The sequence below is a fragment of the Nostoc sp. FACHB-280 genome (assembly GCF_014697615.1).
Taxonomy (GTDB): Bacteria; Cyanobacteriota; Cyanobacteriia; order Cyanobacteriales; family Nostocaceae; genus Nostoc_B.
In genome coordinates this window covers 1-23,632 of the sequence record NZ_JACJSD010000036.1, presented here as the reverse complement: position 1 = coordinate 23,632, position 23,632 = coordinate 1, and the positions used below count along the sequence as shown (strand labels likewise).

The following is a 23,632-nucleotide window of genomic DNA, read 5'->3' as shown; positions in this document are numbered from 1 at the left end:
ATTGACAAATAACCAATGACAAATAACCAATGACAATATTGAAACAGTTGCAACTACCTGCCTTTCGGTCAAAAAACTATCGGTTGTTTTTTGCTGGACAAGGAATTTCCCTCATTGGAACATGGATGACTCAATTGGCTACTGTTTGGCTAGTCTATGACTTAACTAACTCACCATTAATGTTAGGAGTGGTCGGATTTGCTAGTCAAATTCCCAGCTTTTTTCTCGCTCCTTTGGGTGGCGTATTTGTAGATCGCTTTTCGCGGTATCGTACTTTAATTAGTACGCAAGTTATGGCAATGATTCAGTCTTTAGCTTTAGCTGTATTAACACTAACAGGTGTAATTCAGGTTTGGCATATCATTGCGTTGAGTTTATTACAAGGATTTATTAATGCTTTAGATGCGCCAGCCAGACAAGCATTTGTACCCGAACTTGTTGAACGCAGAGAAGATTTAGCCAATGCGATCGCTATCAATTCAACTATGATTAACGGAGCGCGGCTCATTGGCCCCGCTATAGGGGGATTATTAATCGCTAGAGTTGGTGTTGCTTACTGTTTTTTAATCGATGGTTTGAGTTACATTGCTGTGATTGTTGGCTTACTTGCAATGAATGTTAAGCCGTGGAAAATGCCCGTTAGTCCAGGTAATCCCTTACAAAGAGTTAAAGAGGGATTTATTTATGCTTTTAGCTTTCCCCCCATTCGCGCTATTTTATTACTATCAACTTTAGTCAGTTTAATGGGGTTGCAAAATACAATTCTAGTGCCAGTTTTTGCCGAAACAATCTTAAAAGGTGGTGCTGAAACATTAGGATTTTTAATGGCTGCATCAGGCGTGGGAGCATTATCTGGGGGGATATATCTAGCTACCCGTAAAACTATTTTAGGCATTGGTCAATTAATTGCGATCGCACCAGCAATATTAGGCTGTGGTCTCATTGCCTTTGCCGTTTCTCGGTTTTTACCCTTGTCTTTATTCACAATGCTGTTTGTGGGTTTAGGAACAATTTTACAGATTGCTGCAAGTAATACCTTTTTACAAACCATCGTTGAAGAAGATAAACGTGGTAGATTGATGAGTTTATATACAATGTCATTTTTAGGAATGATACCTATAGGCAATTTAATCGGCGGTGGAATTGCAGATATAATTGGCGCTCCTAATACGTTAATCATTGATGGTATAGCTTGTATTATTGGTTCAATATTTTTTAGTAGACAACTGCCGACTTTGCGACAAATGTTAATACCGATTTATGAACAGAAAGGGATTTTAGCTAAGAAGTAGATTGGTGTTGAATTTGGTGATTTATTTCATGCGGAGAGATTCAAGAGAGTATCGATAGATAAAAATCCGTCACCTCTCACCTCCTAATAAATGGTAAGTTTTTAATATTATTCCAATTTTCGCCCCTCAAAATGGAGCATGACTATGGCTAATGTTTCGGCTGTAGAACCAGAACGCATACCTCTAAGAACATGGATTGGTGTATTAGCCAGTATGCTTGGTGCCTTTATGGCAGTTTTAGATATCCAAATTACTAACGCTTCACTGCAAGAAATTCAAGCATCTTTAGGTGCAACTTTAGAAGAAGGTTCTTGGATTTCTACCGCGTATCTTGTAGCTGAAATTGTCGTCATTCCCTTAACTGGATGGTTATCGCGGGTTTTTTCCCTCAGACTTTATTTATTAGTTAATACTGGATTATTTATATTATTTTCTATTTGCTGTGCTTGGGCATGGGATTTAAATTCTATGATTGTTTTCCGTGCTTTGCAAGGCTTTACAGGAGGTGTTTTAATTCCCTCATCTTTGACAGTAGTTTTAACAACTTTACCACCAGCCAAACAATCAATAGGACTTGCGGCATTTGCCATTACAGCAGTTTTTGCACCATCAATTGGCCCGACTTTAGGCGGTTGGTTAACAGAAAATTATAGTTGGGAATACAGTTTCTATATCAATGTGTTTCCTGGTGCATTAATGCTGGCTGGTGTTTGGTATGGAATTAAGCAAGTCCAACCCCAAATTCACTTATTAAAACAGGGCGATTGGTGGGGAATTCTTTCAATGGCTATTGGCTTAGGTTCCCTACAAGTTGTTTTAGAAGAAGGTAGTCGCAAAGATTGGTTTGGTTCACCATTGATTGTACGTTTAAGTATTATTGCCGTAATTTTTCTGGCTCTATTTTTCTTTATTGAATTAACTCGTAAGCAACCATTTATTAATTTAAGTTTATTACGTTATCGCAACTTTGGTTTAGCTAGTGTAGTGAATGTTTCCCTAGGGATAGGGTTATATGGTTCAATTTATATTTTGCCTTTATATCTGGCTCAAATTCAACAATATAATGCACTGCAAATTGGTGAGGTGTTAATTTGGGCTGGGATTCCACAATTATTTATTATTCCTTTTATCCCCAAGCTTATGCAACGCATTGATGTGCGGTTTATGGTGGCATTAGGAGTTACTTTGTTTGCCATCAGTGCATTTATGAATGCAGGATTAACTAATCAAACAGGCTTAGATCAATTGCGGTGGTCGCAACTGGTACGGGCGATGGGACAACCATTAATTATGGTTCCGCTAACCTCTATTGCAACTGCTGGGTTGAATCCTAAAGATGCAGGTTCAGCCAGTGGTTTATTTAATATGATGCGGAATATGGGTGGCTCTCTTGGAATTGCAGTATTAGCAACTTTGTTAACTAGTAGAGAGCAATTTCACTCGAATAGATTAGGCGATGCAGTATCTTTATATAACCCAGAAACGCAACAGAGAATTGACCAAATGACGCAATATTTTATCAGTCGCGGTGCAGATTTAACTACAGCACAAAATCAGGCGATCGCATCTATTTCCAATGTTGTTCGCCGCGAAGCATTTGTTATGGCTTTTAATGATTGTTTTTACTTTATTGGTCTAGCGTTATTACTTAGTGGGATTGCGATTTTATTCATTAAAAAAGTCAAAGCAACTGGTGGTGCAGTTGCCCATTAGAATTAATTAATCTAACATTTCTGGGTCAATTCCTAAAGCATTGAGTTGTTCAGGAGAAAGATTACGTAACTTCTCAACAATTCTCTCGCGTTTTTCTCGCTCAAGGTCTGCTCTTTGGCGTTCCACTTTCGTTCGTTCATCACCAGTTAACAATAAATTCCCCTCTGCATCCCACCACCGCAACCAAGGTAATTCTGCATTTGGGTAAAATCCTTGCCAGATTCCTAACTCCACACCCATTGGTGTAATTGGGTAATGTCCGCGTTCATTTGGCTGCATAAGTTGATAGGCATTATCAACTAAGTGATAAACTTCTACCAGGGCTTTAGTTACTTCATAAATGGCATAGTAAGGCACACGAATTGCCTGTTCGTAAATCCAAAACTTGCCTACACTTCCGCCTTCACCCTGAGATGGTGGCGTTCTATCCCGTTCTTCTCGACCATCACCAGAGACAAATTCAATCACAATTAACGGTGCAACATACTCCTTCCATAAGACATAAGAACGCCGCGTTAAACCGTTGAGAGTTGCGGGTACATTCGGCACATAAAACCAATCTGGTGCTGTTGCGCCTTTTTCTGGGGGGTCAGTTAGCCGCCAGTAAATGCCTAAATCTTGACCGATACAATATTGACCACCGGGATGCAACGCTTCGATAACGGGACTTATCGAGTCAGTCAATAATACACTTTGGGGATGTTCTTGCCAATTTTTCACAAAAGTTCCGTCTGACTCTGGTAACTGAGTGTGGTCAGGTAAAGTTAACGCCGATAAGGAAGTCATAGGCTTTAACCAAGAGAAATTTATCCCAATTTTATTGTAACTTTGATGAGAAAATACTATGAAAAGTCGTACTCTACAAAAACTCTTAGTGTTATGAAAGTACTAAATCATTTATGAATAAAAAGATCCCCGACTCCTTTAAGAAGTAGGGGATCTGACTCTTTCATTATCTTGGTATTCAAGAATAACAAAATCGATAAATTCTGAATTCTGACTACTGAATTATTTTTCACGACACGCCAGGATTATCAGCAGCCCGAATTTGTTTTAACATTTGTTCAATTTGGTAAACTCTATCATTGCGACTTTGGGTTTTAAAAATATTTAAAGCTTTTTCTAAAGAAGCAACCGCCTCATCTTTTTTATTAACTTGCCATAGTGCTTGTCCTAAATTTGTCATGGCTTCCCCATAACTGGGGTTGATTTCTAAAGCTTTGCGATATTGACTAATAGCATCATCCCAACGGTCTTGAGTTGCATACACAACACCGATCGCATTATAAGCTAAAGCATATTTTGGCTTGAGACGAAGAGCTTCTTGATAAGCTGTAATCGCTGCTTCTGGTTGCTTTTGTCGGCGCAGTACATTACCGAGTTGAAAATGTCCAAAAGCATCGTCGGGATACTTTTTAATTAATCTACGTAAGACTTTTTCAGCCCCTGTTAAATCACCACTATTTAATAAATTGTTTGCTTGTTGTACTAGTTGCGATCGCTCGGAATTTCCGTCATCCTGAAATTGCGCTAGTTTTTGTGGTTGTTTTTGAGTAATTTGTGCATGTTCTTGAAAAGCAACTTTTGTGGGAACTGCTAACACTAATGGCGATTCACCAATTGCAGCTATGAGACTCAGCATGATGCTACTAATAGGTAGAATCTTCATTGCCTTCCACTCCTCAATAATGTCCTCATCCTGATCATAGATGGAAGTGCGTTACTTAACGTTCCCTCAAAGATTAGCGATCGCCCTACAACTTTGGAAATACTGAAGTTGAGAATCTACAAGGTTGTAATCAATATTGCAGTAAATTACATCAGTATTAAGTTGATTAGTAATTCTGACCGAATAAGGCAAAAGAAAGAAAAAGAATGATGGTCACAAGTCCACGCAACTGACTCCTAAATTTATTTATGGGGACTATCTTTTCACTTTTGACTTTTTACTTTTGACTTCTTAAGTTGCACTTCCCCCACTACGAGGAATACGCTCAATCTCCGCATATCCACTGAAAATTAATTTTTGCCCTTCAGTTTCTAAACGATTGAGTCGCATTTTTACTCCATCCAGGTCAAAACGATCTAAGTCAACCATATTATCTAAAATTTCTGCCAGAGCCACACTCAGGGTTTGAGAAGTTATTCGCTGTGTTTCTGGGACTTGTTCAAGGTCAATTTGTGGGTCTTTAAAAGAAATGCGTCGCCGCCGTTCCACCGCGATGGAAACTGTCATATTTATGGGAACGAGTTCGCCATTATTTAAATCGGCTTTTGCGGCAATTCGCAGGCGATTTTCTGGTAAGAGTTGTACCTGAACTTCGGGAAAGGAAACTGGTTGACCACCAGATAATTCTGTTAAAGCAGGTACATCAAGGTTAACTAGGCGCTTTTTTACGAGTTCTGCTTTGAAAGCTTGGTTAATGCCTGCTTCAGATAATACTACTTGGGCGATCGCTTGCGTAGGTTGCTTGAGGCTTAATTTGCCACTTAATACCGCGCCAAAATCTATCGCCACTGCATCCGTTTCAAAGGACATCTCTTCCACCGCAAAATCTCTGCGGATCACCAAGCCACGCCCGTTCATTTTGAAACTATCAATGCTACCTTGCAACAACTTGCTGGAGGGATAGCAGCGTACCAAGACTTCTACTGACTCGCTTTGGGTAAAAAGATGGCGAATCGTTTGACTGGCTACTGTGTTGAGCATCCGCTCACCCCAGTCAGTGCCTTTAGGATCTTGTAAACCAGTTAGTCCGCCGAACATTAGTTAGTGCGTCTCTAGAAGTTCTTTGTACTTTTGTAACAAAATGTGAAGGATACAGCAACCCTCTAGAGATTGATTGTACTGATAAGTTGACTTGGAATAGCTAATGTTTCTCTACACAATGTGCTTTATGTTACGCAATTTATATCGGTAGAGGAGTAAAAAACGAGCCGTCTACTTAAATTTTTCGGTTTCTTGCTGAGTTCCTAAAAAAGTTAAAAGCGTCAAGCTAACAAACTGCTAGTTATGACGCTGATGATTTTTTAGTTTTTTCCTAAATCTAGGGTCTTTAAATTGTATTTGACCCTATCTAAAAACAATGTGTTTATTTTCAGGATCTTTATATTGGCTGACCCCGTTTTAACAATTATCATTTTTGCAGAGATTTTGATTTTTCCTAAATTCCTAATATTTTTTTTATATTTCTTCTCTTTATATTGCAGATTATGTCAAAAAATTAAGAAAAAGTAAAAATATTAAGTTGTGTAAAAAGATGACAGATATTTCTGTCCAACCACCTTCCATGATGCGAAACTCTTATCCTATATATCTTTGAGATATACTAATGCTAGATATAAGGGATTAAAACAAATTAGTCTCAATCTTTGCTGATCTGTTTACAGCGTTGCAAAACACTTAATACATAATGGCAAGTGAAACGCTTGACATCCACTTAATCACTATTGGTGATTGAAATATCTATGTTAGGAACCAAAAACCCAAAAAATATCTCCAAAACAATTGCTATAGGCAGAAAATCTTCTTCTGGTAAGGAAAATGAAGCGATGAGAGCTATTGCATATAGCATGGATTTACTACTACCTGGTTTCTATGTATGGGTATTGGGTTTTAGTTTTCGCATTGGTGGAAGTTTACCAGATGATAGTCCTTATAAATATCCTGGTGAAATTCATAGTCACACTGGAATTGCTTTAGTATTACCAGGGTATAGAATTTTTACGACTTATCAGGGTAGCTATGACCCTAAACAAACATCAAATACAGGGGCTAACAGCTTTTAATTGTACAGTTCTCGACTCAAATACTTTTGAAAATTTAATGACTCAAGCAGGGTATTCTATTTCAGGTAGCGCACCTGCACAATCCAATAGAATCAAAGTATGGTGGACTCATAGTGAATATCCAAGAGTCGAGTCTGTGTATAGTTCAGACAGGAAAATAGTGATCACGGCGTATCATGTTAACTGAATATTTGGGCTATGCCACTATTTAGGTAGTTGCCGACGTTTTTCCCAGCGCCACAAAAAGACCATCAGGGCAACAATGCCGACTTGCAATGCTAAATTCGGTAAAGCAGTATCAAGTTCTTTGCCAGCAAGTACGCGAAAAAAGAAGACAAATGCGCCAATAAAACTAGAAGCACCCACACCAATATAGATAAATTGCCGTAAGCCGCGATAAGGTGCGGCGATTTCTGCTTTGAGACGGGCATATTGTTCTGGATTTAGGCGTGTTTTGGGATTTGGGTCTACCATTGGTAAATAATGCTATAATTTCTAATCGTGTATGCCGATGTGGCTCAGTGGTAGAGCAGCTGATTCGTAATCAGCAGGCCACGGGTTCAAATCCCGTCATCGGCTTTATTCGGTGAATGTTTCGCAAAAGCCTTTTAATAGATTAATACAGTTAGCGATCGCACCTAAATGAGCGATTTCATAACCGTGGGTGTTTTGTGTGGGAAATGCCAAACAAGCTGTACGACCAACATGACCAAATTTCATCGCAATGGAAGCATCACTACCAAAACCACTGAGAATGGTTAATTGTAAGGGTATGTCTAGTTGCTTGGCAGCACGACACAATTGCAGATTCAAGCCTTCATCATATATGCCATAGGCATCTTGCGACAGCAACACAGGATTTTCACTATCCTGTATGGGGTATTCTTCAGATAAGGGACAAATTTCTAAAGCAATCAACGCCTCTAATTGCTGATTTTGGGTAAAAAATAACGCCCCAATTGCGCCGACTTCTTCTTTGGCTGAGGCGACTAAATACACATCACAAGCTGGTTGCTTCAGGTTTTGCGCTAAACCTAACAAAATCGCAACTGAAGCTTTATTATCTAAGGTGTAGCTGGCAATGTGATTGTTTAAGCGAATGGGATGTTTGCGATGTTTGCCGACAACCATTCTAGTTCCTGGACGAATACCTGCGGCTTCTAATTGGGCGGTGGTGAGCTTGGTTTCAATCCAGGCATTTTCCCATTTTACAGGTGTGTCTTCTTGTTGGACTTTTTGCGGAGATTCGTGAGAGACATGACGAGAACCAAAGCTGAGAATACCAGAGATAGTTTCATTGTCTCCTAGCAAATCAACTACACCTTCGCCATAAACCCAAGGAAAAGCACCGCCAAGTTTGCGGACTTCTACTTTACCTGCTTCGCCAACGGTTTTGACAATTGCGCCAATTTCATCTTTGTGGGCGGTAATAGCGATCGCTCTAGTAGAGTCTTTCCCTGGAATTTTAGCAATAATATTGTCAGCGCGATCGCTCCAAACTTCTACTCCCAGGGCAGCAAATTGCTGGAGTAAAAATTGGTTAATCTCACCCTCTGCACCGCTAGGTGAATGGTGCATAACCAATTCTTCAATAATTTTAAATAACTGCTCGTAATTCCACATTCAATAAAAATTGGTAAGATATGAATTTAAAGTGATTGTCAGGAAAAGAGTTTATGACCACAACAGTCAGGAAACTCACCTTAGAAGAGTATCTTGCTTATGATGATGGCACAGATACTCGATACGAACTTGTGGATGGAGAGTTGGTAGAAATGCCTCCAGAAAGCGATAGAAATAACTTAATTTCTCTTTATCTACTATCGCAGTTTCTCAGGTTTGTGCCAATTCGACTCATCCGCCATAAAGATACAGAACTTGTGGTCATAGGTAGTAGAACTCGTGTGCGACTACCAGATTTGATGATTTTGACACAAGAGTTAGTAGATGCGATCGCTTTTGGAAGAGCTACAATTACTCCTGATATGCCTTCTCCTGCAATGGTAGTTGAAGTTGTCTCTCCCGGCAAAGTCAATGAAGATAGAGACTACCGCTATAAACGTTCTGAATATGCAGCGCGAGGTATACCGGAATACTGGATTGTTGATCCTGAAAAAGCTCTTATTACTCTCCTGATTTTGGTAGATGGACTGTACGAAGAATCTGTCTTTCAAGGAACAGACATTATCCAATCAATCACATTTCCTTTGCTAGATTTAACCGCAGCCCAAATATTAACGGCTGGACAGGTATAATATCGTGTGCGCTACAAGACTTATCATAAAGACCGCAAGGGTGCAGGGTGCAGTGGAAGAAAGAGTTTTTTATAGATATCAGATTATCCTTACTCAGCTTTTTGTGTCTTTGCGTGAGGCTTAAAATTCTTGTTAGTTAATCTTTTGATTGTTACAATCGCCCCACATCATTAAAAATAATATGCAAACAATATCTGTACAAAAACCAAACGCACCCCAACCGCCAAAATTTACCTCCATTAATGAAGAACGCCTGCACCGGAAACAAAGATTAGCAGCCGCCTTGCGGTTATTTTCCCGCTATGGTTTTGATGAGGGAATTGCAGGTCATATCACAGCACGCGACCCTGAAACGCCGGAACACTTTTGGGTGAATCCTTTTGGAATGCACTTTGGTTTAATTCGCGTCAGTGACCTAATTTTAGTTAATCAAGAAGGTGAGGTAATTATAGGCGATCGCCCAGTGAATCGGGCTGCGTTTGCCATTCATTCCCAAATTCATGCAGCTAGACCGGATGTCGTCGCCGCCGCCCATGCTCATTCTATCTATGGTAAAAGTTGGTCAAGCCTTGGTCGCTTGCTTGACCCCCTGACTCAAGATGCTTGTGCCTTTTACCAAGACCATAGCTTATTTGATGATTATACAGGGGTAGTGCTTGACCCGCAGGAAGGCCAGCGTATTGCCCAAACCCTGGGGACAAACAAAGCCATTATCCTGAAAAACCACGGTTTACTGACTGTTGGTCACTCAGTCGATGAAGCTGCTTGGTGGTTCATTACAATGGAGCGTTCTTGTCAAGCACAATTGTTGGCTGAGGCTGCGGGTAAACCCAGCCCCATTAAACATGAGTATGCAGAGATAGCACATACTCAAGTTGGTTCGCATAATTTAGGGTGGTTCAGCTTTCAACCTTTATACGAGATGATTGTACGCCAAGAACCGGATTTATTGGAGTGACAGCCAGCTTTTTTTGTTGGCGCTTGCGTAGTCCGACACCACCCACAACACCAAGCGCCAATAATCCTAAAGCGTCAGAAGGTTCAGGAACTTCCTGCGCTTGGATAGCGGCTAATGCGGTCTCTGCGATAAACTGATGCGTTGTGGTAGTAGGGTGAACATTGTCCCAAAATAAAAACTTAGTTTGGTCGTTTCGACAGATATCAAACCGAGATAAGCAAGAGTCAGTAACATTATTAAATCCGAATGTCGCCGGGGATGCGATCGCCCGGTTAAATAGAGAATTGACATCCACAGGAATAACATTCAGATTGGGATTTTGACTTAAAGCACTGACAGTTGCTTGCAAGCCAAAATTAAAATCATTGGTTGATTGCGTCAGACTAGCCGGATTTCGATTATCGACAGTAGCGCCTGGAAGCTTACCTAAATCGGGCAAGTTGAATACTAAAAGATTTCTTGCACCCACACTCACCAGAGTCTTTAATGCGTTAGTAATATTATTAACTGGTATTGATGAGTCATCGGGATTGGGGAAGAGAAAGTCATTAGCACCACCCCACACAACATATAATGCGTTTGGGTCAGCAGTCTGATTACTCGCCACCAGAGATTGGGCAAATAAATTTACTTGTCCTAAAACTCCCGGAAATGGCGCATCCCGCCTAAACGCATTACCCAAACCAGACGAAGAACCACCAAAGGCAAAGTTAATACCTTGGTTGGGATTACCATTATTCAAATCGGTGATTAAAGCAGGGTTTAGTCCTAACTGACTGCCAAAATATTCCACCCACAAAGAGTCATTAGAGAAACGTCCAGGAGCGTAAGGCGGACTTGCTGGAAAAGTACCACCTGTGGCATTGAAAACATTACCTGTATCAGATAAGCTATCACCAAATACATAAAGCTGGCTAAAATTCGCAGCCAAAGCTTTCTGCGGCAACACTAAAGATACAACGACAAAGCCAGCCGCCAACAATTGTTTTTTCATCTGCTGCGTATCCAGTAAAAAGATATTTGAGAAAAAGGTAAATGTACCGACTGTATTTTTAAATGATGGTTAAAATTTGTAGTTACAGTTCCAAATTTCTGCAATTTTACTGAAAAACTCTCGGCAGATAAAGACACAGCAAAATATATTTACTGAATTTTCACGATTTACGAATATTGTATAAAGAAAAATCAGGTAGGCGATCGCTTCACCTTCAAAGCATCAGCAGCCGATACACCATCACCTAGCGTCCCAAAATACCACAAAGCCGCCGCCGCCTCAGCACGGGTCACAGGTTTTTTCGGTTGAAACAGCGTCGTATAGCCAAATACTCGCCGAATATTTGATTGTTCCGCACTTTGGAAATCTGCCAAAATTGCCCTTAGTGCCTTCGGGTCGATTTTTCCACTATCTTGGAAACCCCAAGTTTGTTGAACCGCATTTAAATTAGCCGTGGGTAAAGCTTGGCGAGTATCCAAAGGTACTTTCCATAAAATCATCTGTTCCCTAGTTAAAGGTGCATCAGGACGAAACAAAACTGCGGTTGTATCTCCTGATAAAGTGCTGGGAATTAAACCCGCTTCAGCTAATCCTTGAATTGCAGGAAAATCTGGATCTGTTTTTGCTACATCACTAAAAGCAGGTTGTGTACTTTCACTAGCCAAACGTATCTGCTTGGTGGAATTGTTTGGATACATCGCATTATTAGCCGCAACCAACCACCGCGCATAGATTCGGCGGGTGATAATTTTACCAGGTTCAAATAAATTCGTGTTATTTGTATTCGCCTTATTTGCGGGAGATTCCACCGATAACACACCCAAGGCGGCTAAATCTTGGATATGTTGGCGTAATTCTTGCGGTACTTTGTTGAGGTCAGCAAATTCTTGAGATGTTGCTGTAGTTGCGGTGGTGGTTGAATTATTTGGCGTAGTGTTGGGTTGGGGAGTTGTAGTGTTAGGTGCTACTGGCCCAATAAACTGCGGTTCACCAGGTTGGGGAGTATTGTTAGTTGTGGGTGGAGATTGTGCAGTATTGGTACTATTGGGCGCATAATCAATCACGATGCTGGTAGCTGTTTGTGGTTGATTAGGCGCAGGGTTTGTCACAGATTGGGGTTTAATGGATACCTTGACTAACAAATCATTGCGTCGTGCTTCAAAAGTACCCACATCATCAGTTGGCTGTTGTGAAATTTGCCAGTTATTATCTTGCAACTGGCTACGATAAAAGCTAGTAATAAAATTGCTGGGGTCAGAACTCAACCAGCGAGTCGATACTTGATTGTTTGAACTACTCGCAGGTGTAACTTCTTGAAGTTGGGCATTGGTATATAACGGTATCTCTTTGGGAAAATCCGCAGGAAGCTGAACTGTTGTGGCGTTTTGTGCTGGTGCTTCGTTTTTATTACTTTCTCCAAAAACAACTGGGTTGTTTTGCAGTTGGGGATCAGCCGCCAAAGAATTTTCCAGGTTTTTAGCGGCTGGAGTGTTGCTACAAGCTGTTAGGGAAGTAAGTAAAACAGCCAAACTCAATAAGGCGGCTGGATGTTTGCGAAGAAGCACAAGCAGGAATGGATAAATTACGTGTCCTTTTCTACCCTAGCGCAGACTGGCAAAAGTTCACGATTGATTGAAATTTAGATTTCTTAATTAAGACTTATGCACAAAGATTGTCGGTTGGAGTCAGGGTATAAGGGTGTAGGTGTTCAAAATTTTTACACCCCTACACCCTCTATACCCTATTCATAGTCACGTTTAAATAAACCAAACAAGGGCGCAAGTATAATTCCAAAAACAAAGCCACCAATATGCGCCCAATAAGCAACGCCCCCAGTTTGAACACTCATGTGGGCAGCAGCTTGCAGGCTGGCGAGACCAGATATGACATTTTGTATAAAGAAAATACCAATGACTACCAGTGCTGGAACGCTAATTGTGGTGACAAAAAAACCTAAAAATACCAAGGTTGTAATTCTGGCATGAGGAAAGCGAATTAAATATGCACCTAAAACTCCAGAAATTGCACCACTAGCCCCTAAAGAAGGAATAGGAGACTCAACTCCTATCGCCCACTGAGACAAAGCAGCCAAAGCACCACAGGCCAAATAAAAAATTAGATATTTGAAATGACCCAAACGGTCTTCGATGTTGTTGCCAAAGACCCACAGAAAGACCATATTGGATATCAAATGCCACCAACCACCGTGGAGAAACTGTGATGTGATTAAAGTTATCCACTCACCAGAAAAGTTATAGGTTAATTCTCTGGGTACTACAGCATACTCACTGAAAAAGAGATTCAACTGGGCATTAGACAAACTCACTTCATGAAGAAAAACTAAAACGTTCATGCCAATCAAACCGTAAGTGAAATACGGTTTGATTCGCGTTGGATTTTCGTCATAGAGTGGAAACACAGGTGTTTTTCCTAATTATCAATTAACTGCAATATAGCTTGTGTAGCTGGCAGTTGAAAAATTTTGATAATTGCACCTGTGAGAAAGTAGGGAGTAGGGAATATTGCTTGCTAAAATCAACCATCCAAAACTGTCTTAGCTGTACCACGATTCTTCGGGGGATTTGTCGCTAAACAAACCCAAAACTGGGCCGAGAATAGCCCCAAAGAGAAACCCGCCAGCGTGCGCCCAATAAGCAATACCGCCACTTTCCATACCAATATTAGTCGGTGCTTCTAAACTAGCAAGTCCGTAGAAAGATTGTTGGAGAAACCAAAATCCTAAAAAGAAATAGGCAGGAACTCGGAAAGTTGGGAAGAAAATGCCTAAAGGTACAACACCAAGAATTTCGGCTTTGGGGAACCGGAGAATGTATGCACCCATGACTCCCGCGATCGCACCACTAGCCCCCAACGATGGAATGTTAGAATCTTGGGAGAAATACCACTGGGTCAAAGACGCTAACACACCACAAGCTAAATAAAAGAACAAATATTTAGCATGACCTAATTTATCTTCAACGTTGTTACCAAATATCCACAGAAACAACATATTGCCAGCTAGGTGCAGTAAGCCGCCATGCAAAAATTGTGAGCTAATTAAAGTTGCCCACTCTGGTACTGGTTGATGCAAAGAAACACCAGCAAAGCTTAAACTCAGTTCACGAGGAACCACAGCCGCTAGATGGAAAAAACCATCTAATGCTTGGGGTGGAAGGCTACTTTCATAGATAAATGCCAAAACATTAGCAGCTATTAAGCCATAAGTTACATAAGGGGTAATTTGTGTAGGATTATTATCTCTAATGGGAACCACGGGCGTTTTTCCTATTTTTTTGGGAAACTAGCCCCCAAATTACCGAATATTGCTGGTTATTTCTTCTACCTCTCGGCTGGGATATTAATCAGGACTTACGATAAATGTGCATTTAGAGTAAACTGCTGCTTGACCGCAATATTGATGTTGCTCATCCACTAAATTCCACAGGATGCCATCTTGGATGTAAAAACGTTTACCTGTGCTGGTAATGCGTACACCAGAAAAATAGCTAAAGCCTTTGGTAGCTGTTTCTGATAATAGGCGATCGCGTTCTGCTTGCTCTAACTGTTCCGCCGTTTTACGAGAAGGTGTTTGGGTAAATTCTTCCCAAGTCAATTCCCATTGTGCTAAAGCCTGACGATTACCATAGTTCAAAATAGGATCTGGTTCAGTACCGTGGGAAGCTAAGACAAAAGGTGCTTCAAATAATGCCTGTGCAGTTTCTTTGGGTGAACCACTTTCATCCAACAAGGAATTCCCTGTCCAATACTGAAAACTCTTGAGGATGCGTTGACTGTGGTAAATGATGACTTCTTGTTCCCAAGGAAAGGCGATCGCATTACTCATAAACAGCGAAAATAAAATCTTCAGATTTCAGTATGTCAAAATTTGCTCCTTCTTGACTCAAATTTCAGTACCACAGAGATTGACGATGTATTACTGCGGCTGAAATGATGCAAATTAATGCACGTTATTTTAACTAATCCATGTTTTTTAGCAACTCTTTAGAAAATCAACTCCAATATTGGGATGATTTAATTCGCCGTCAACCAAATAATCCCAAAGCTTACATTCGGCGAGGTATGGTGAAATTTAAATTAGCTAAAATTGTTGAATCGATTCAAGATTTTGACACAGCCGAAAACATCGAACCCCGGCTTAAACCATATCTCTGGCAACGAGGTTTATCTTACTATTATGCAGAAAGATTTGCTGAAGGCGCTCAACAGTTTGAAATTGATTTAACGGTGAATGCTAATGATGTTGAAGAAACGGTGTGGCGCTATTTGTGTATAGCTCGTTGGCAAGGTAAAGAAGCTGCAAGTAATTCTCTATTACCAGTCAAAAATGACCCCAGAAGAGTTCTGGGATTTGTTTATAATTTATTTGCTGGAGATTGTACTCCTGATGAAGTTTTAAATATTGGTGAATCAGAAGGAATTAAGGGCAAATTTTATAGTCATCTTTATTTAGGATTGTATTATGAATCGGAAAGGAATTTGAATTTAGCCCAAGAATATATAGTCAAAGCTGCTGATCAATATCAAATTGATGATTATATGTGGTACTTGGCGCAGGTACATAAACAACTACGTGGTTGGTTGTAATTTCATCAGTGTTATCATCTTTCTGAGTCTGCTGAGATAAAAATAACCTCTAACCTATCACCTGTAGCCTGTAACCTATTATCAAATACATAAAGGGGTAGATAACATTCGCTTGTGACGAAGTATCTACCCCCTGATAGCTGCCCAGATGACTAACCTGGAACCCTATAATTTGGTATCTTATTTACCCAGTATCAACTGATAGATAGGGAATGTCATTGGGAGAGATACTGATATATCCAATATTTATGAAAACATTGTAAAGATGTTGCGTCATAATGCTCAATTCTATGAATTTGAGACTTTTTTCAGTGATTATTCTGTTGATGCCTCGCCTAAAAAGTAATTAAACACATCAGTACACTAATTCGGCAGCTAATACTGATCACCAATCAAAATACTGATGTTCAATCCAAAATCTTCAGGGGTCTTGCTTCTGAAGCTTGTCTTATGATAACTTTTTCTACATTAAATACGGTAACTCGATAGAGTTATAGTATTTACTAAATTTAGTCCATTTAAAAATCAACAACATAATTGCTGTATGAGCGATTTGAGGAGTTGTTGAAAACTTGGTGCTTCCCCAATTGGAGTATTAATTCTTATGAGCTTAGAGTTACACCTAGCAGGGAAAACAGCGATCGTGACAGGTGGTAGTGCGGGGATTGGATTAGCCGTTGCTAAAGCTCTTTATAGTGAAGGTGTGAATATTGCGATCGCAGCTCGCAACCCAGAACGACTAGAGAACGCCGTCAGCGCCATTCAATCTCTACCCACTCCGGGAGCGAAAGTAATTGCTATCAGTGCTGACCTGACTCAAGCAGCAAGTGTAGATACAGTTGTTTCTACAACCTTGGCGCAGTTTGGCCAAATTGATATTTTAATTAACAATGCGGGTTCAGCCCGTGCTGGTTCCTTTCTTGACCTCAGCGATGATGTCTTTCTCGATGCGTGGAACTTAAAGTTATTGGGCTACATTCGTTTAGTGAGAGCTGTTGTCCCCCATCAAAAAAATCGCCGTGATGGTCGAATTGTCAACATCATCGGCGGTGCAGGGAGAACACCCCGCCCTGGTTTTCTGCCTGGTGGTACAACCAACGCCGCCTTACTCAACTTTACACGGGGAATTTCCAAAGAATTAGCTCAACACAACATTCGGATAAACGCGATTTCGCCTGGTGCAACAGCCACTGAACGCGCCGAACGTTTAGCCGAACAGAATGCCCAAGCACGGGGAATTAGTGTAGAACAAGCCAAAGCAGAAACATTGCAAGGAATTCCCCTAGGCAGAATCGTACCACCAGACGAAATTGCTGCACTCACATTATTTTTAGTATCCGACTTAGCCGCTTCTATTACAGGCGCAGAAATTCTGGTTGATGGCGGCTCTACCCCTGGCGTTTAGAACTAAATCTGTTCATCAATCTGAAAGCAAGTTTTAACTTACGAATTTTTCTGGAGTCTAGAATCATCATGAGTTCTCAATATTTTGATATCAAACCAGTTGCTGGACGCATCGGTGCAGAAATCATTGGCATTGATTTGAGTGCAAATCTCAGCGATGAGTTAATCAGTGATATTCGCAAAACCCTCGTCCAACACAAAGTAATTTTCTTTCGTGGTCAACAACTTGATGCTAATGGACAAGTAGCTTTTGCACGGCGATTTGGTGAAATCACCACAGCGCATCCCACCGTTCCTTCTTTAGAAGGACACCCCGAAGTTCTTGACCTTGATTACAGCCGCACTTCTAGCCGTGCTAACAACTGGCATACTGATGTGACATTTGTAGACCGGCCACCACTCGGTTCTGTTTTGCGGGCGTTGGTGATTCCTCCAAATGGTGGCGATACCATTTGGGCAAACTCGGTGACAGCTTATCAAGATTTACCAACTCCACTACGTGACCTGGCAGATCAACTTTGGGCTGTACACAGTAACGCCTATGACTATGCCGCAGCTGTGATTGATTTACCAGAAGATGTATTAGCGCATCGGGCGGTGTTCACTTCCACCGTCTACGAAACCTTACATCCAGTTGTACGTGTCCATCCTGAATCAGGAGAACGCGGCTTGTTCATTGGTGGTTTTGTACGCCGCCTGCGTGGTTTATCACAGAATGAATCTGATGAAATTATCAAATTATTGCAAGCATACATAATTCGCCCCGAAAATACAGTGCGTTGGCGTTGGCAAGTTGGCGATGTTGCTTTTTGGGATAACCGCGCTACACAACATTATGCAGTTGCTGACTACGGCGACCAACCCCGTCACGTTCAGCGAGTCACGATTGTGGGTGATGTTCCTGTTGGGATTGATGGTAAGCACAGCGAAGCCATTAAGGGAGATGCTTCTGTCTACAATCGGCGCGAACCTGCTCTTGCTTAATTGAGCTTTCAGTTTTTACACCTCTCATCTCTGTGTTTCCTGAAGTAGTCAATATTTTTGTGGCAGTCTGCAACTATAATATGCAGCTGCCTTTATCTATTCTGCACCTATAGCAAGGGTGGCTGTATTGGAACTAGAACTTAGCGATCGCATCGAAATGCAAAAAGTACAAAAATAATTAAACTTGCCTACTTAAATTTCAGTGCAGTCAACGAGGTAATGAGGATTTAACGAATAATTTTACATTTCCGTTTCCTTTGAACACGGAAACGAATCGATAATTAAATATAACAAAATCTATGCTGAATTTGCGAAAATACTGAACAGAACTGTTAGTTCTTTTTGATTTCGCTGATCAGGCTTGATAATAACAATGTACGCACATAAAGCTCGACGCAGACGAGGTGTACTTCTAACACCTCAAGGATTAAAGAAACTTCAAACAGCTAAGTCTGAAGCAGAGATTCGGGACAATAATGGTCATCGGTATACTCTGGAAGCATTGAGCGATCGCACAGGTTTATCAGTCGATACAATCATGAAAATATTTGCTTGTGAAGTGGGAGTAGACAAGCAAACTTTAAAGCACTGTTTTCAAGGGTTTAATCTAGTTTTAGAACAGAGTGATTATTGCTTTCCCGAATTACCACAGCCATATCAAGATTTAAGCAATAATTTGTCAGTAGTAGAACCAGAACCAGAAATACCAGAAGGCCAAGTACCGCTTGATTCTCGATTTTATGTAGAACGTCCTCCAATTGAAGCTAATTGTTATAAAGCTATTTTGCAACCAGGAGCATTAATCAGAATTAAAGCCCCAAGACGGATGGGGAAAACTTCATTGATGTCCAGAATTCTTCAGTCTGCCACTAATGAAGGTTATCAGAGTGTATCGTTAAGTTTTCAGCTTGCTGATAAAGCCATATTTCAAGATTTAGATAAATTCTTACGTTGGTTCTGTGCAAGTATCAGTCTGGGTTTGGAGTTACAAAACCAGATAGCGGAATATTGGGATGAGCTGTTTGGGAGCAAAATTAGCGCAAAAATTTACTTTGAACAATATATTTTGTCCAAAACAATTAGCCCAATTGTTTTGGGTTTAGATGATGTCGATCGCTTATTTCAATATCCAGATTTAGCTGATGATTTTTTTGGGTTGTTACGCGCTTGGCATGAAGAAGCAAAAAACCGAGAAATTTGGAAAAAATTACGGCTAGTTGTAGCCCACGCTACAGAAGTATATATTCCCTTGAGTGTTAATAAGTCACCTTTTAATGTGGGTTTACCAGTTGAGTTACATGGCCTCAACCAACTACAAGTAAAGACTTTAGGCGATCGCTATGGTTTGAGCTTTTGTGAACAATCATTAGAAAAACTTTTCGCTTTAGTCGGTGGTCAACCCTACCTTTTGAGATTAGCTTGTTATTATTTATGGCAACACCGTATCAGTGTAGAAGAGTTATTATCAACTGCTCTGAGTTCGGATGGTATTTATCGTGAACATCTGCAACAACAGTGGTGGAATCTCCAACAAAATCCAGAACTAGTAGACGCATTTGCACAGGTGATTAGATCCCCTCAACCAGTGGAATTACATCTACAGCAAGCGTTTAAGTTGCAAAGTATGGGGTTAGTCAATCTTTACGGAAATCAAGCTACACCTAGTTGTAGGTTGTATGCCGAATATTTCTGCGATCGCTTACATCACCCACCAGAATCAATAGTTTCCTAAAATCATCAGGTGTAATAATTATCTATGTCTTTCAGCAATTTCCAAGATTCTCCGCCAGTTCCACCATCAATAAGAAATGCTAATCAATATGAATATAACCAGCTACCCTTGCAAGTCCTCGAAGGAACTATCCCCACGGATGTGCAGGGGCATGTTTTTATGGTTACTTCCATAGGAACCGTTAATTCTGGCGGCTTACCCTATCCTGATGGAGATTCTTTATTGTGCGGCGACGGGATGATTTATCGGCTAGATTTTGATACCGAAAATCAAGTGAAATTAACTACGCGCATCGCCAAACCACCTGATTATTACGCTGACAAAGCAACTGATTCTGTCTGTCAATATCAAAAATTTCGTTTTCGTAATCATGGACTGACCAGATTTTCTGTCTCATTGGGTATTCGTAACCAGCTAAACACAGCCTTTCTCCCGATGAAGTTTTCCGAAGATGCACCAGCAAGGTTACTAGTTACCTACGATGCTGGCCGTCCTTATGAAATTGATACTGAAAGCCTTGATGTTGTTACCCCAATTGGCTCTAATCAAGAGTGGCAATCAGAAGTAAAAGGATATAATGCTCCTTTTCAACCATTTTTGAGTACTGCCCATCCTGGTTTTGACCCTTTTACCAAAGAGATGTTTACAGTTAATTATGGCAGATCATTATTTAACTTCTTAGACTCAATTGCTTTTCTTCATGTAATTGACCAATGGCTACAAAACATCTGTAATTTTTGGCAACCAAAACTGCTGAAAGGTACTTTGAATGCTTTATCTCAATCTTTATTATCAATATTGGGATATCTTTACGGCTATTACGCCAAATTTTTCAAAAAGTTACCAATAGAAATCACAGATTTTGTTTCTGTTATGTGTTGGGATGGAGAAACATCTGTGAAACAATGGCAATTAGTTTTACCTGATAATTCTCCTGTCAAAATTGAACAAACTATACACCAAATTGGGGTCACAAAAGATTATGTCGTGATTATGGATACAGCTTTTACGATGGGGATAGAACAAGTCTTAAATAATCCCTTACCACATTATAAACGCCTGGAAAACATACTCAGAGATATATTAGAAGAACCGCCACTACCATACTCGGCAGTTTATATTGTGCCACGGAATCAGTTGCAGGCAAATACGAAAACAGTCACAGTCAAAAAAGTAATTTTGCCATTAGAAGCAGCACATTTTTTAGTAGATTACGATAATCCTGAAGGAAATATTACACTGAATGCCGCTCATATTTCTGGTATGGATGTTTCGGAATGGGTAAGACAATATGATGTTTCTGCTTATCCTGGATATAAACCAGAAGACTTGTGTGGAATGGTACCTGGTCAAGTCGATATTGGGCGGATGGGACGTTATGTAATTCATGGAGAAACCGGAAATATTCAGTTTCAAAAAATTATTCATGATGATAAATATACCTGGGGTACAGACCTATATACTTATCCTGACCAAAATTCTCAAGGACAACCTTTAAAACATCTAGATGATATTTATTGGTGTTCTTTTGGTCTATGGAAAGACTTAATGACAAAATTCGTTGTCAACCAGTATAAAAATTACAAAAATCGCCTAATTCCTCTCGACAAAGTTCTAGATATGGCAAGTAGTGGCGTACCAGCCTACTTGTTTAGACTTCATGCTTCATCAACAGAATCACCAGCTATTGTTGATAGCTACGAATTACCACCAGGATATGTAGTGCTTTCGCCGCAGTTTATGCCATATCGTGGTGCAGAAAAACCCACAGATGGTTATATTGTCTGCACAGTTTGGCATGGCCAAGAAAATGAATATTGGATTTTTGATGCCAATCATTTATCTAAAGGCCCTGTATGTAGATTATCCAGTCCTCCATCTCAACAGCCACTTCATTTTGCGATGACTTTGCATACTGCATGGCTACCAACAATTGGCAAACGCCAAGCAAGTTATTATCTTGATGTCCGCCAAGATTACCAAGAATTAGTAGCAAAAGCCGCCAAAAAACATCCTCAGATTGAGCAATTATTTGAAGATTATGTTTACCCTAATTTTGAGCAGGTGAGTAAACCGTAATCACATATAGCAACAGAGACAAGGAGGATGGGGTAGACAAGGGAGAGAAATTTAGGATTGCTATCACATTACCTCCCTTGATTTTCTCCTCTCCGCGCCCTCTGCGTCTCTGCGGTTCGTTTCCAACCATTGCATAATTTCCTCAGATAATTCTTGCTTGGTTCTACTATTCACATCAATACAAACATGGCGAGTGATAGCTTTAGCCACTAATACATCAGTAATTGTGATTTCGTAAGCAATTTCAAATTTATCAGCACTTAATTTTTGGGGAATTAAACTAATATTTAATTCATCTCCACAATACATTGGTCGGAAAAAATCGACATTGGCGTGAACAATAGGGAAAGCCAATGAAGGTTTAGTAAAAAAAGTTTTGAGATTCATTCCCGATGCCTTGAGAGATGCTTCATAAGCTTCATGACAAATGCTCAAAACATTAGCGAAATAAACTACACCCGCCGCATCAGTATCTGCAAAGCGCACGGTACGGTTATAAATAAAAGACATTTTTGTACAATTAAAAATTAAAAAACAAAATAGCAGGCTATTCGCCTGCCATATCAAATTATCTCACTGTCACAAAGAGAGTTATCAATTTAAGGGGTAATATATATCTTCAGAACTAGGGTTTAAGTAAGGGCGTTGCAAGTCAATTAAGTGGAGGGCAAAGTGTTTCTCAATGGAGTGCATTCGTTCTTCTAAGGCATCTTTACCTTTTTGCCATACTTCCAATAAAGCATGAGCGACAATTTGGCAACGGTTCATCCCAAAACTTTCTTGAATGGCGAATTTTTGAATTGGTTCTTCGGCTAAACTTAGGCCTGGGGCTAAAAACTTGGTAAACAAAGGTATTTCTGGCTGAAAATAAGATTGATATTCGGCATAGACAGCCTGGAGAATTGGGTGAATGGCTGGGTAGTCTTCTCGTTCAAAGTACAGTAAGCCGGAGTCGTAGCGTCCGTAGGCTCTGGGATTGTAAAGTACTTGAAAGGTAAAAGGAAGAGACGCTTGGTTGAGGTGTTGCGTCAGACTATCCATGAGTGCGATCGCTCCATCTGCCGTAATATTAAAATAAATTCTGCCTATTCCCAATTCTGCATCTACACTCTGCTGTTCTTGTCCTACATCACTTACCGCCACGTAACAGCCATTTTGCAAATGATTTTTTGGCATCCAAATGGACACTGACTCACCCGGTTTAGCAGATTTGCTGTGAGGTTTGAGATGACAATCTGGCTCAATATACAATGTCAAACCAGATTTTGTTACCGCCATACTTCCATCAGGTTCCTGACGTAACACTTGCCAACTAGAGTCAAAATATCCTTTACCGTGGTTATTTGCGTGCAGTTGGGCGTAAAATTCCCAATCAATTCCTAAATGAGAGTGGTTTGCTAAATTTTGCTGTGGTAAGCAATGAGGCGTAGCAGCATTCACCGCTAACGCATTTTGCAAAGAACCGTTGTAATAAATTCCATAGAGGAAATTACGCAGTAGCAAAGTCAGATATTTGTGCTGTAACGCCGCAGAATTTTGCCGAAATCTTTCTGCTACCTTCGCAGGTAAGGCAAAAGTTTGATACTCAGGATGATGAATGGAAAAGTTAGATTCTATCTGGATATTTTTCGCAATATCAAACAGAGAATTTAACAGAGGGTTGGTAGAGGTGTCTAGCATTTGGAGTGGGGAGTGGGGAGCTTTCAAGGGTAGGGGTTTAAGAAAGAGGCAGTTGAGCTAGTAAAATACAGAACTGAGGACAAACCGCAAAAATAACTAAGGTAGATGCGGCAAAGAATTTCAGGGTGTTGGAGGTAAGAATGCAGG

The 23,632-nt window shown here is 40.4% G+C and carries 22 protein-coding genes and 1 tRNA gene; 11 read left to right on the top strand and 12 right to left on the bottom strand.

Features of this window, described 5'->3' with window-relative positions; translation table 11 throughout:
• Positions 1-29: 29 nt before the first annotated feature.
• Complete coding sequence (locus H6G75_RS22870) at positions 30-1,292, top strand: MFS transporter (protein WP_190982274.1); 1,263 nt, start codon at positions 30-32, stop codon at positions 1,290-1,292.
• Between the two features lie 144 nt (positions 1,293-1,436).
• A complete protein-coding gene (locus tag H6G75_RS22865) occupies positions 1,437-3,005 on the top strand; it encodes a DHA2 family efflux MFS transporter permease subunit (protein WP_190982273.1) in 1,569 nt (522 codons plus the stop codon).
• A 6-nt stretch (positions 3,006-3,011) separates the two neighbouring features.
• Here the strand turns inward: H6G75_RS22865 and H6G75_RS22860 are convergent, their stop codons facing one another.
• The 3 genes from H6G75_RS22860 to H6G75_RS22850 form a co-directional block, all read right to left on the bottom strand.
• The gene (locus tag H6G75_RS22860; protein ID WP_190982272.1) at positions 3,012-3,791 is read right to left on the bottom strand and encodes a Uma2 family endonuclease; all 780 of its coding nucleotides are present in this window, start codon (positions 3,789-3,791) and stop codon (positions 3,012-3,014) included.
• A 229-nt stretch (positions 3,792-4,020) separates the two neighbouring features.
• Positions 4,021-4,674: a tetratricopeptide repeat protein gene (locus H6G75_RS22855; RefSeq protein WP_190982271.1), complete on the bottom strand. Its 654-nt coding sequence runs from the start codon at positions 4,672-4,674 to the stop codon at positions 4,021-4,023.
• 291 nt (positions 4,675-4,965) lie between these two features.
• Positions 4,966-5,772: a DUF2993 domain-containing protein gene (locus H6G75_RS22850; RefSeq protein WP_190982270.1), complete on the bottom strand. Its 807-nt coding sequence runs from the start codon at positions 5,770-5,772 to the stop codon at positions 4,966-4,968.
• Positions 5,773-6,473: 701 nt separating this feature from the next.
• On the opposite strand from H6G75_RS22850, the gene H6G75_RS22845 reads away from it, so the two are divergent.
• Positions 6,474-6,794, top strand: a complete 321-nt coding sequence (locus tag H6G75_RS22845; RefSeq protein WP_190982269.1) for a hypothetical protein — start codon at positions 6,474-6,476, stop codon at positions 6,792-6,794.
• A 204-nt stretch (positions 6,795-6,998) separates the two neighbouring features.
• Here H6G75_RS22845 and H6G75_RS22840 read toward each other — a convergent pair whose 3' ends face one another.
• Positions 6,999-7,268 carry a DUF3493 domain-containing protein gene (locus tag H6G75_RS22840; protein ID WP_190982268.1) on the bottom strand — a complete coding sequence of 90 codons (270 nt, stop codon included), beginning with the start codon at positions 7,266-7,268 and terminating at the stop codon, positions 6,999-7,001.
• Positions 7,269-7,301: 33 nt separating this feature from the next.
• On the opposite strand from H6G75_RS22840, the gene H6G75_RS22835 reads away from it, so the two are divergent.
• Positions 7,302-7,373, top strand: a tRNA-Thr gene (locus tag H6G75_RS22835).
• Here H6G75_RS22835 and H6G75_RS22830 read toward each other — a convergent pair.
• Positions 7,374-8,417 carry a M42 family metallopeptidase gene (locus H6G75_RS22830; protein WP_190982267.1) on the bottom strand — a complete coding sequence of 348 codons (1,044 nt, stop codon included), beginning with the start codon at positions 8,415-8,417 and terminating at the stop codon, positions 7,374-7,376.
• 53 nt (positions 8,418-8,470) lie between these two features.
• On the opposite strand from H6G75_RS22830, the gene H6G75_RS22825 reads away from it, so the two are divergent.
• Both H6G75_RS22825 and H6G75_RS22820 read left to right on the top strand, forming a co-directional pair.
• Positions 8,471-9,049 carry a Uma2 family endonuclease gene (locus H6G75_RS22825; protein WP_190982266.1) on the top strand — a complete coding sequence of 193 codons (579 nt, stop codon included), beginning with the start codon at positions 8,471-8,473 and terminating at the stop codon, positions 9,047-9,049.
• A 181-nt stretch (positions 9,050-9,230) separates the two neighbouring features.
• Entirely contained in the window at positions 9,231-10,007 is a 777-nt protein-coding gene (locus H6G75_RS22820) for a class II aldolase/adducin family protein (RefSeq protein WP_190982265.1), read from the top strand.
• On the opposite strand, the gene H6G75_RS22815 is transcribed toward H6G75_RS22820, so the two are convergent.
• The 5 genes from H6G75_RS22815 to H6G75_RS22795 all read right to left on the bottom strand — a co-directional run bounded on the left by H6G75_RS22815 (position 9,949) and on the right by H6G75_RS22795 (position 14,845).
• Complete coding sequence (locus H6G75_RS22815) at positions 9,949-11,001, bottom strand: SGNH/GDSL hydrolase family protein (protein ID WP_190982264.1); 1,053 nt, start codon at positions 10,999-11,001, stop codon at positions 9,949-9,951. The genes H6G75_RS22820 and H6G75_RS22815 overlap by 59 nt on opposite strands.
• Before the next feature lie 191 nt (positions 11,002-11,192).
• Entirely contained in the window at positions 11,193-12,566 is a 1,374-nt protein-coding gene (locus H6G75_RS22810; protein ID WP_190982263.1) for an S-layer homology domain-containing protein, read from the bottom strand.
• A 176-nt stretch (positions 12,567-12,742) separates the two neighbouring features.
• On the bottom strand, positions 12,743-13,420 hold the full coding sequence (locus H6G75_RS22805) for a rhomboid family intramembrane serine protease (protein WP_190982262.1): 678 nt from the start codon (positions 13,418-13,420) through the stop codon (positions 12,743-12,745).
• 135 nt (positions 13,421-13,555) lie between these two features.
• Entirely contained in the window at positions 13,556-14,275 is a 720-nt protein-coding gene (locus H6G75_RS22800; RefSeq protein WP_190982261.1) for a rhomboid family intramembrane serine protease, read from the bottom strand.
• An 84-nt stretch (positions 14,276-14,359) separates the two neighbouring features.
• Positions 14,360-14,845: an MEKHLA domain-containing protein gene (locus H6G75_RS22795; RefSeq protein WP_190982260.1), complete on the bottom strand. Its 486-nt coding sequence runs from the start codon at positions 14,843-14,845 to the stop codon at positions 14,360-14,362.
• A gap of 140 nt (positions 14,846-14,985) precedes the next feature.
• Here H6G75_RS22795 and H6G75_RS22790 point away from each other — a divergent pair, with 140 nt between their 5' ends.
• The 5 genes from H6G75_RS22790 (at position 14,986) to H6G75_RS22770 (ending at position 21,805) form a co-directional block, all read left to right on the top strand.
• Complete coding sequence (locus tag H6G75_RS22790) at positions 14,986-15,606, top strand: hypothetical protein (protein ID WP_190982259.1); 621 nt, start codon at positions 14,986-14,988, stop codon at positions 15,604-15,606.
• 604 nt (positions 15,607-16,210) lie between these two features.
• A complete protein-coding gene (locus tag H6G75_RS22785; RefSeq protein ID WP_190982258.1) occupies positions 16,211-17,011 on the top strand; it encodes an SDR family oxidoreductase in 801 nt (266 codons plus the stop codon).
• Positions 17,012-17,079: 68 nt separating this feature from the next.
• Positions 17,080-17,994, top strand: coding sequence for a TauD/TfdA family dioxygenase (locus H6G75_RS22780; RefSeq protein ID WP_190982257.1), 915 nt, complete (start codon positions 17,080-17,082; stop codon positions 17,992-17,994).
• Between the two features lie 373 nt (positions 17,995-18,367).
• Positions 18,368-19,726, top strand: coding sequence for an AAA-like domain-containing protein (locus H6G75_RS22775; RefSeq protein WP_190982256.1), 1,359 nt, complete (start codon positions 18,368-18,370; stop codon positions 19,724-19,726).
• A 24-nt stretch (positions 19,727-19,750) separates the two neighbouring features.
• Positions 19,751-21,805 (top strand): carotenoid oxygenase family protein, encoded by a 2,055-nt coding sequence (locus H6G75_RS22770; RefSeq protein ID WP_190982255.1) that lies wholly within the window; start codon positions 19,751-19,753, stop codon positions 21,803-21,805.
• A gap of 63 nt (positions 21,806-21,868) precedes the next feature.
• Here the strand turns inward: H6G75_RS22770 and H6G75_RS22765 are convergent, their stop codons facing one another.
• Together H6G75_RS22765 and H6G75_RS22760 are read right to left on the bottom strand one after the other, a co-directional pair.
• Complete coding sequence (locus tag H6G75_RS22765) at positions 21,869-22,315, bottom strand: thioesterase family protein (RefSeq protein WP_190982254.1); 447 nt, start codon at positions 22,313-22,315, stop codon at positions 21,869-21,871.
• Between the two features lie 84 nt (positions 22,316-22,399).
• Positions 22,400-23,485, bottom strand: a complete 1,086-nt coding sequence (locus H6G75_RS22760) for a T3SS effector HopA1 family protein (RefSeq protein ID WP_190982253.1) — start codon at positions 23,483-23,485, stop codon at positions 22,400-22,402.
• Positions 23,486-23,632 lie beyond the last annotated feature (147 nt).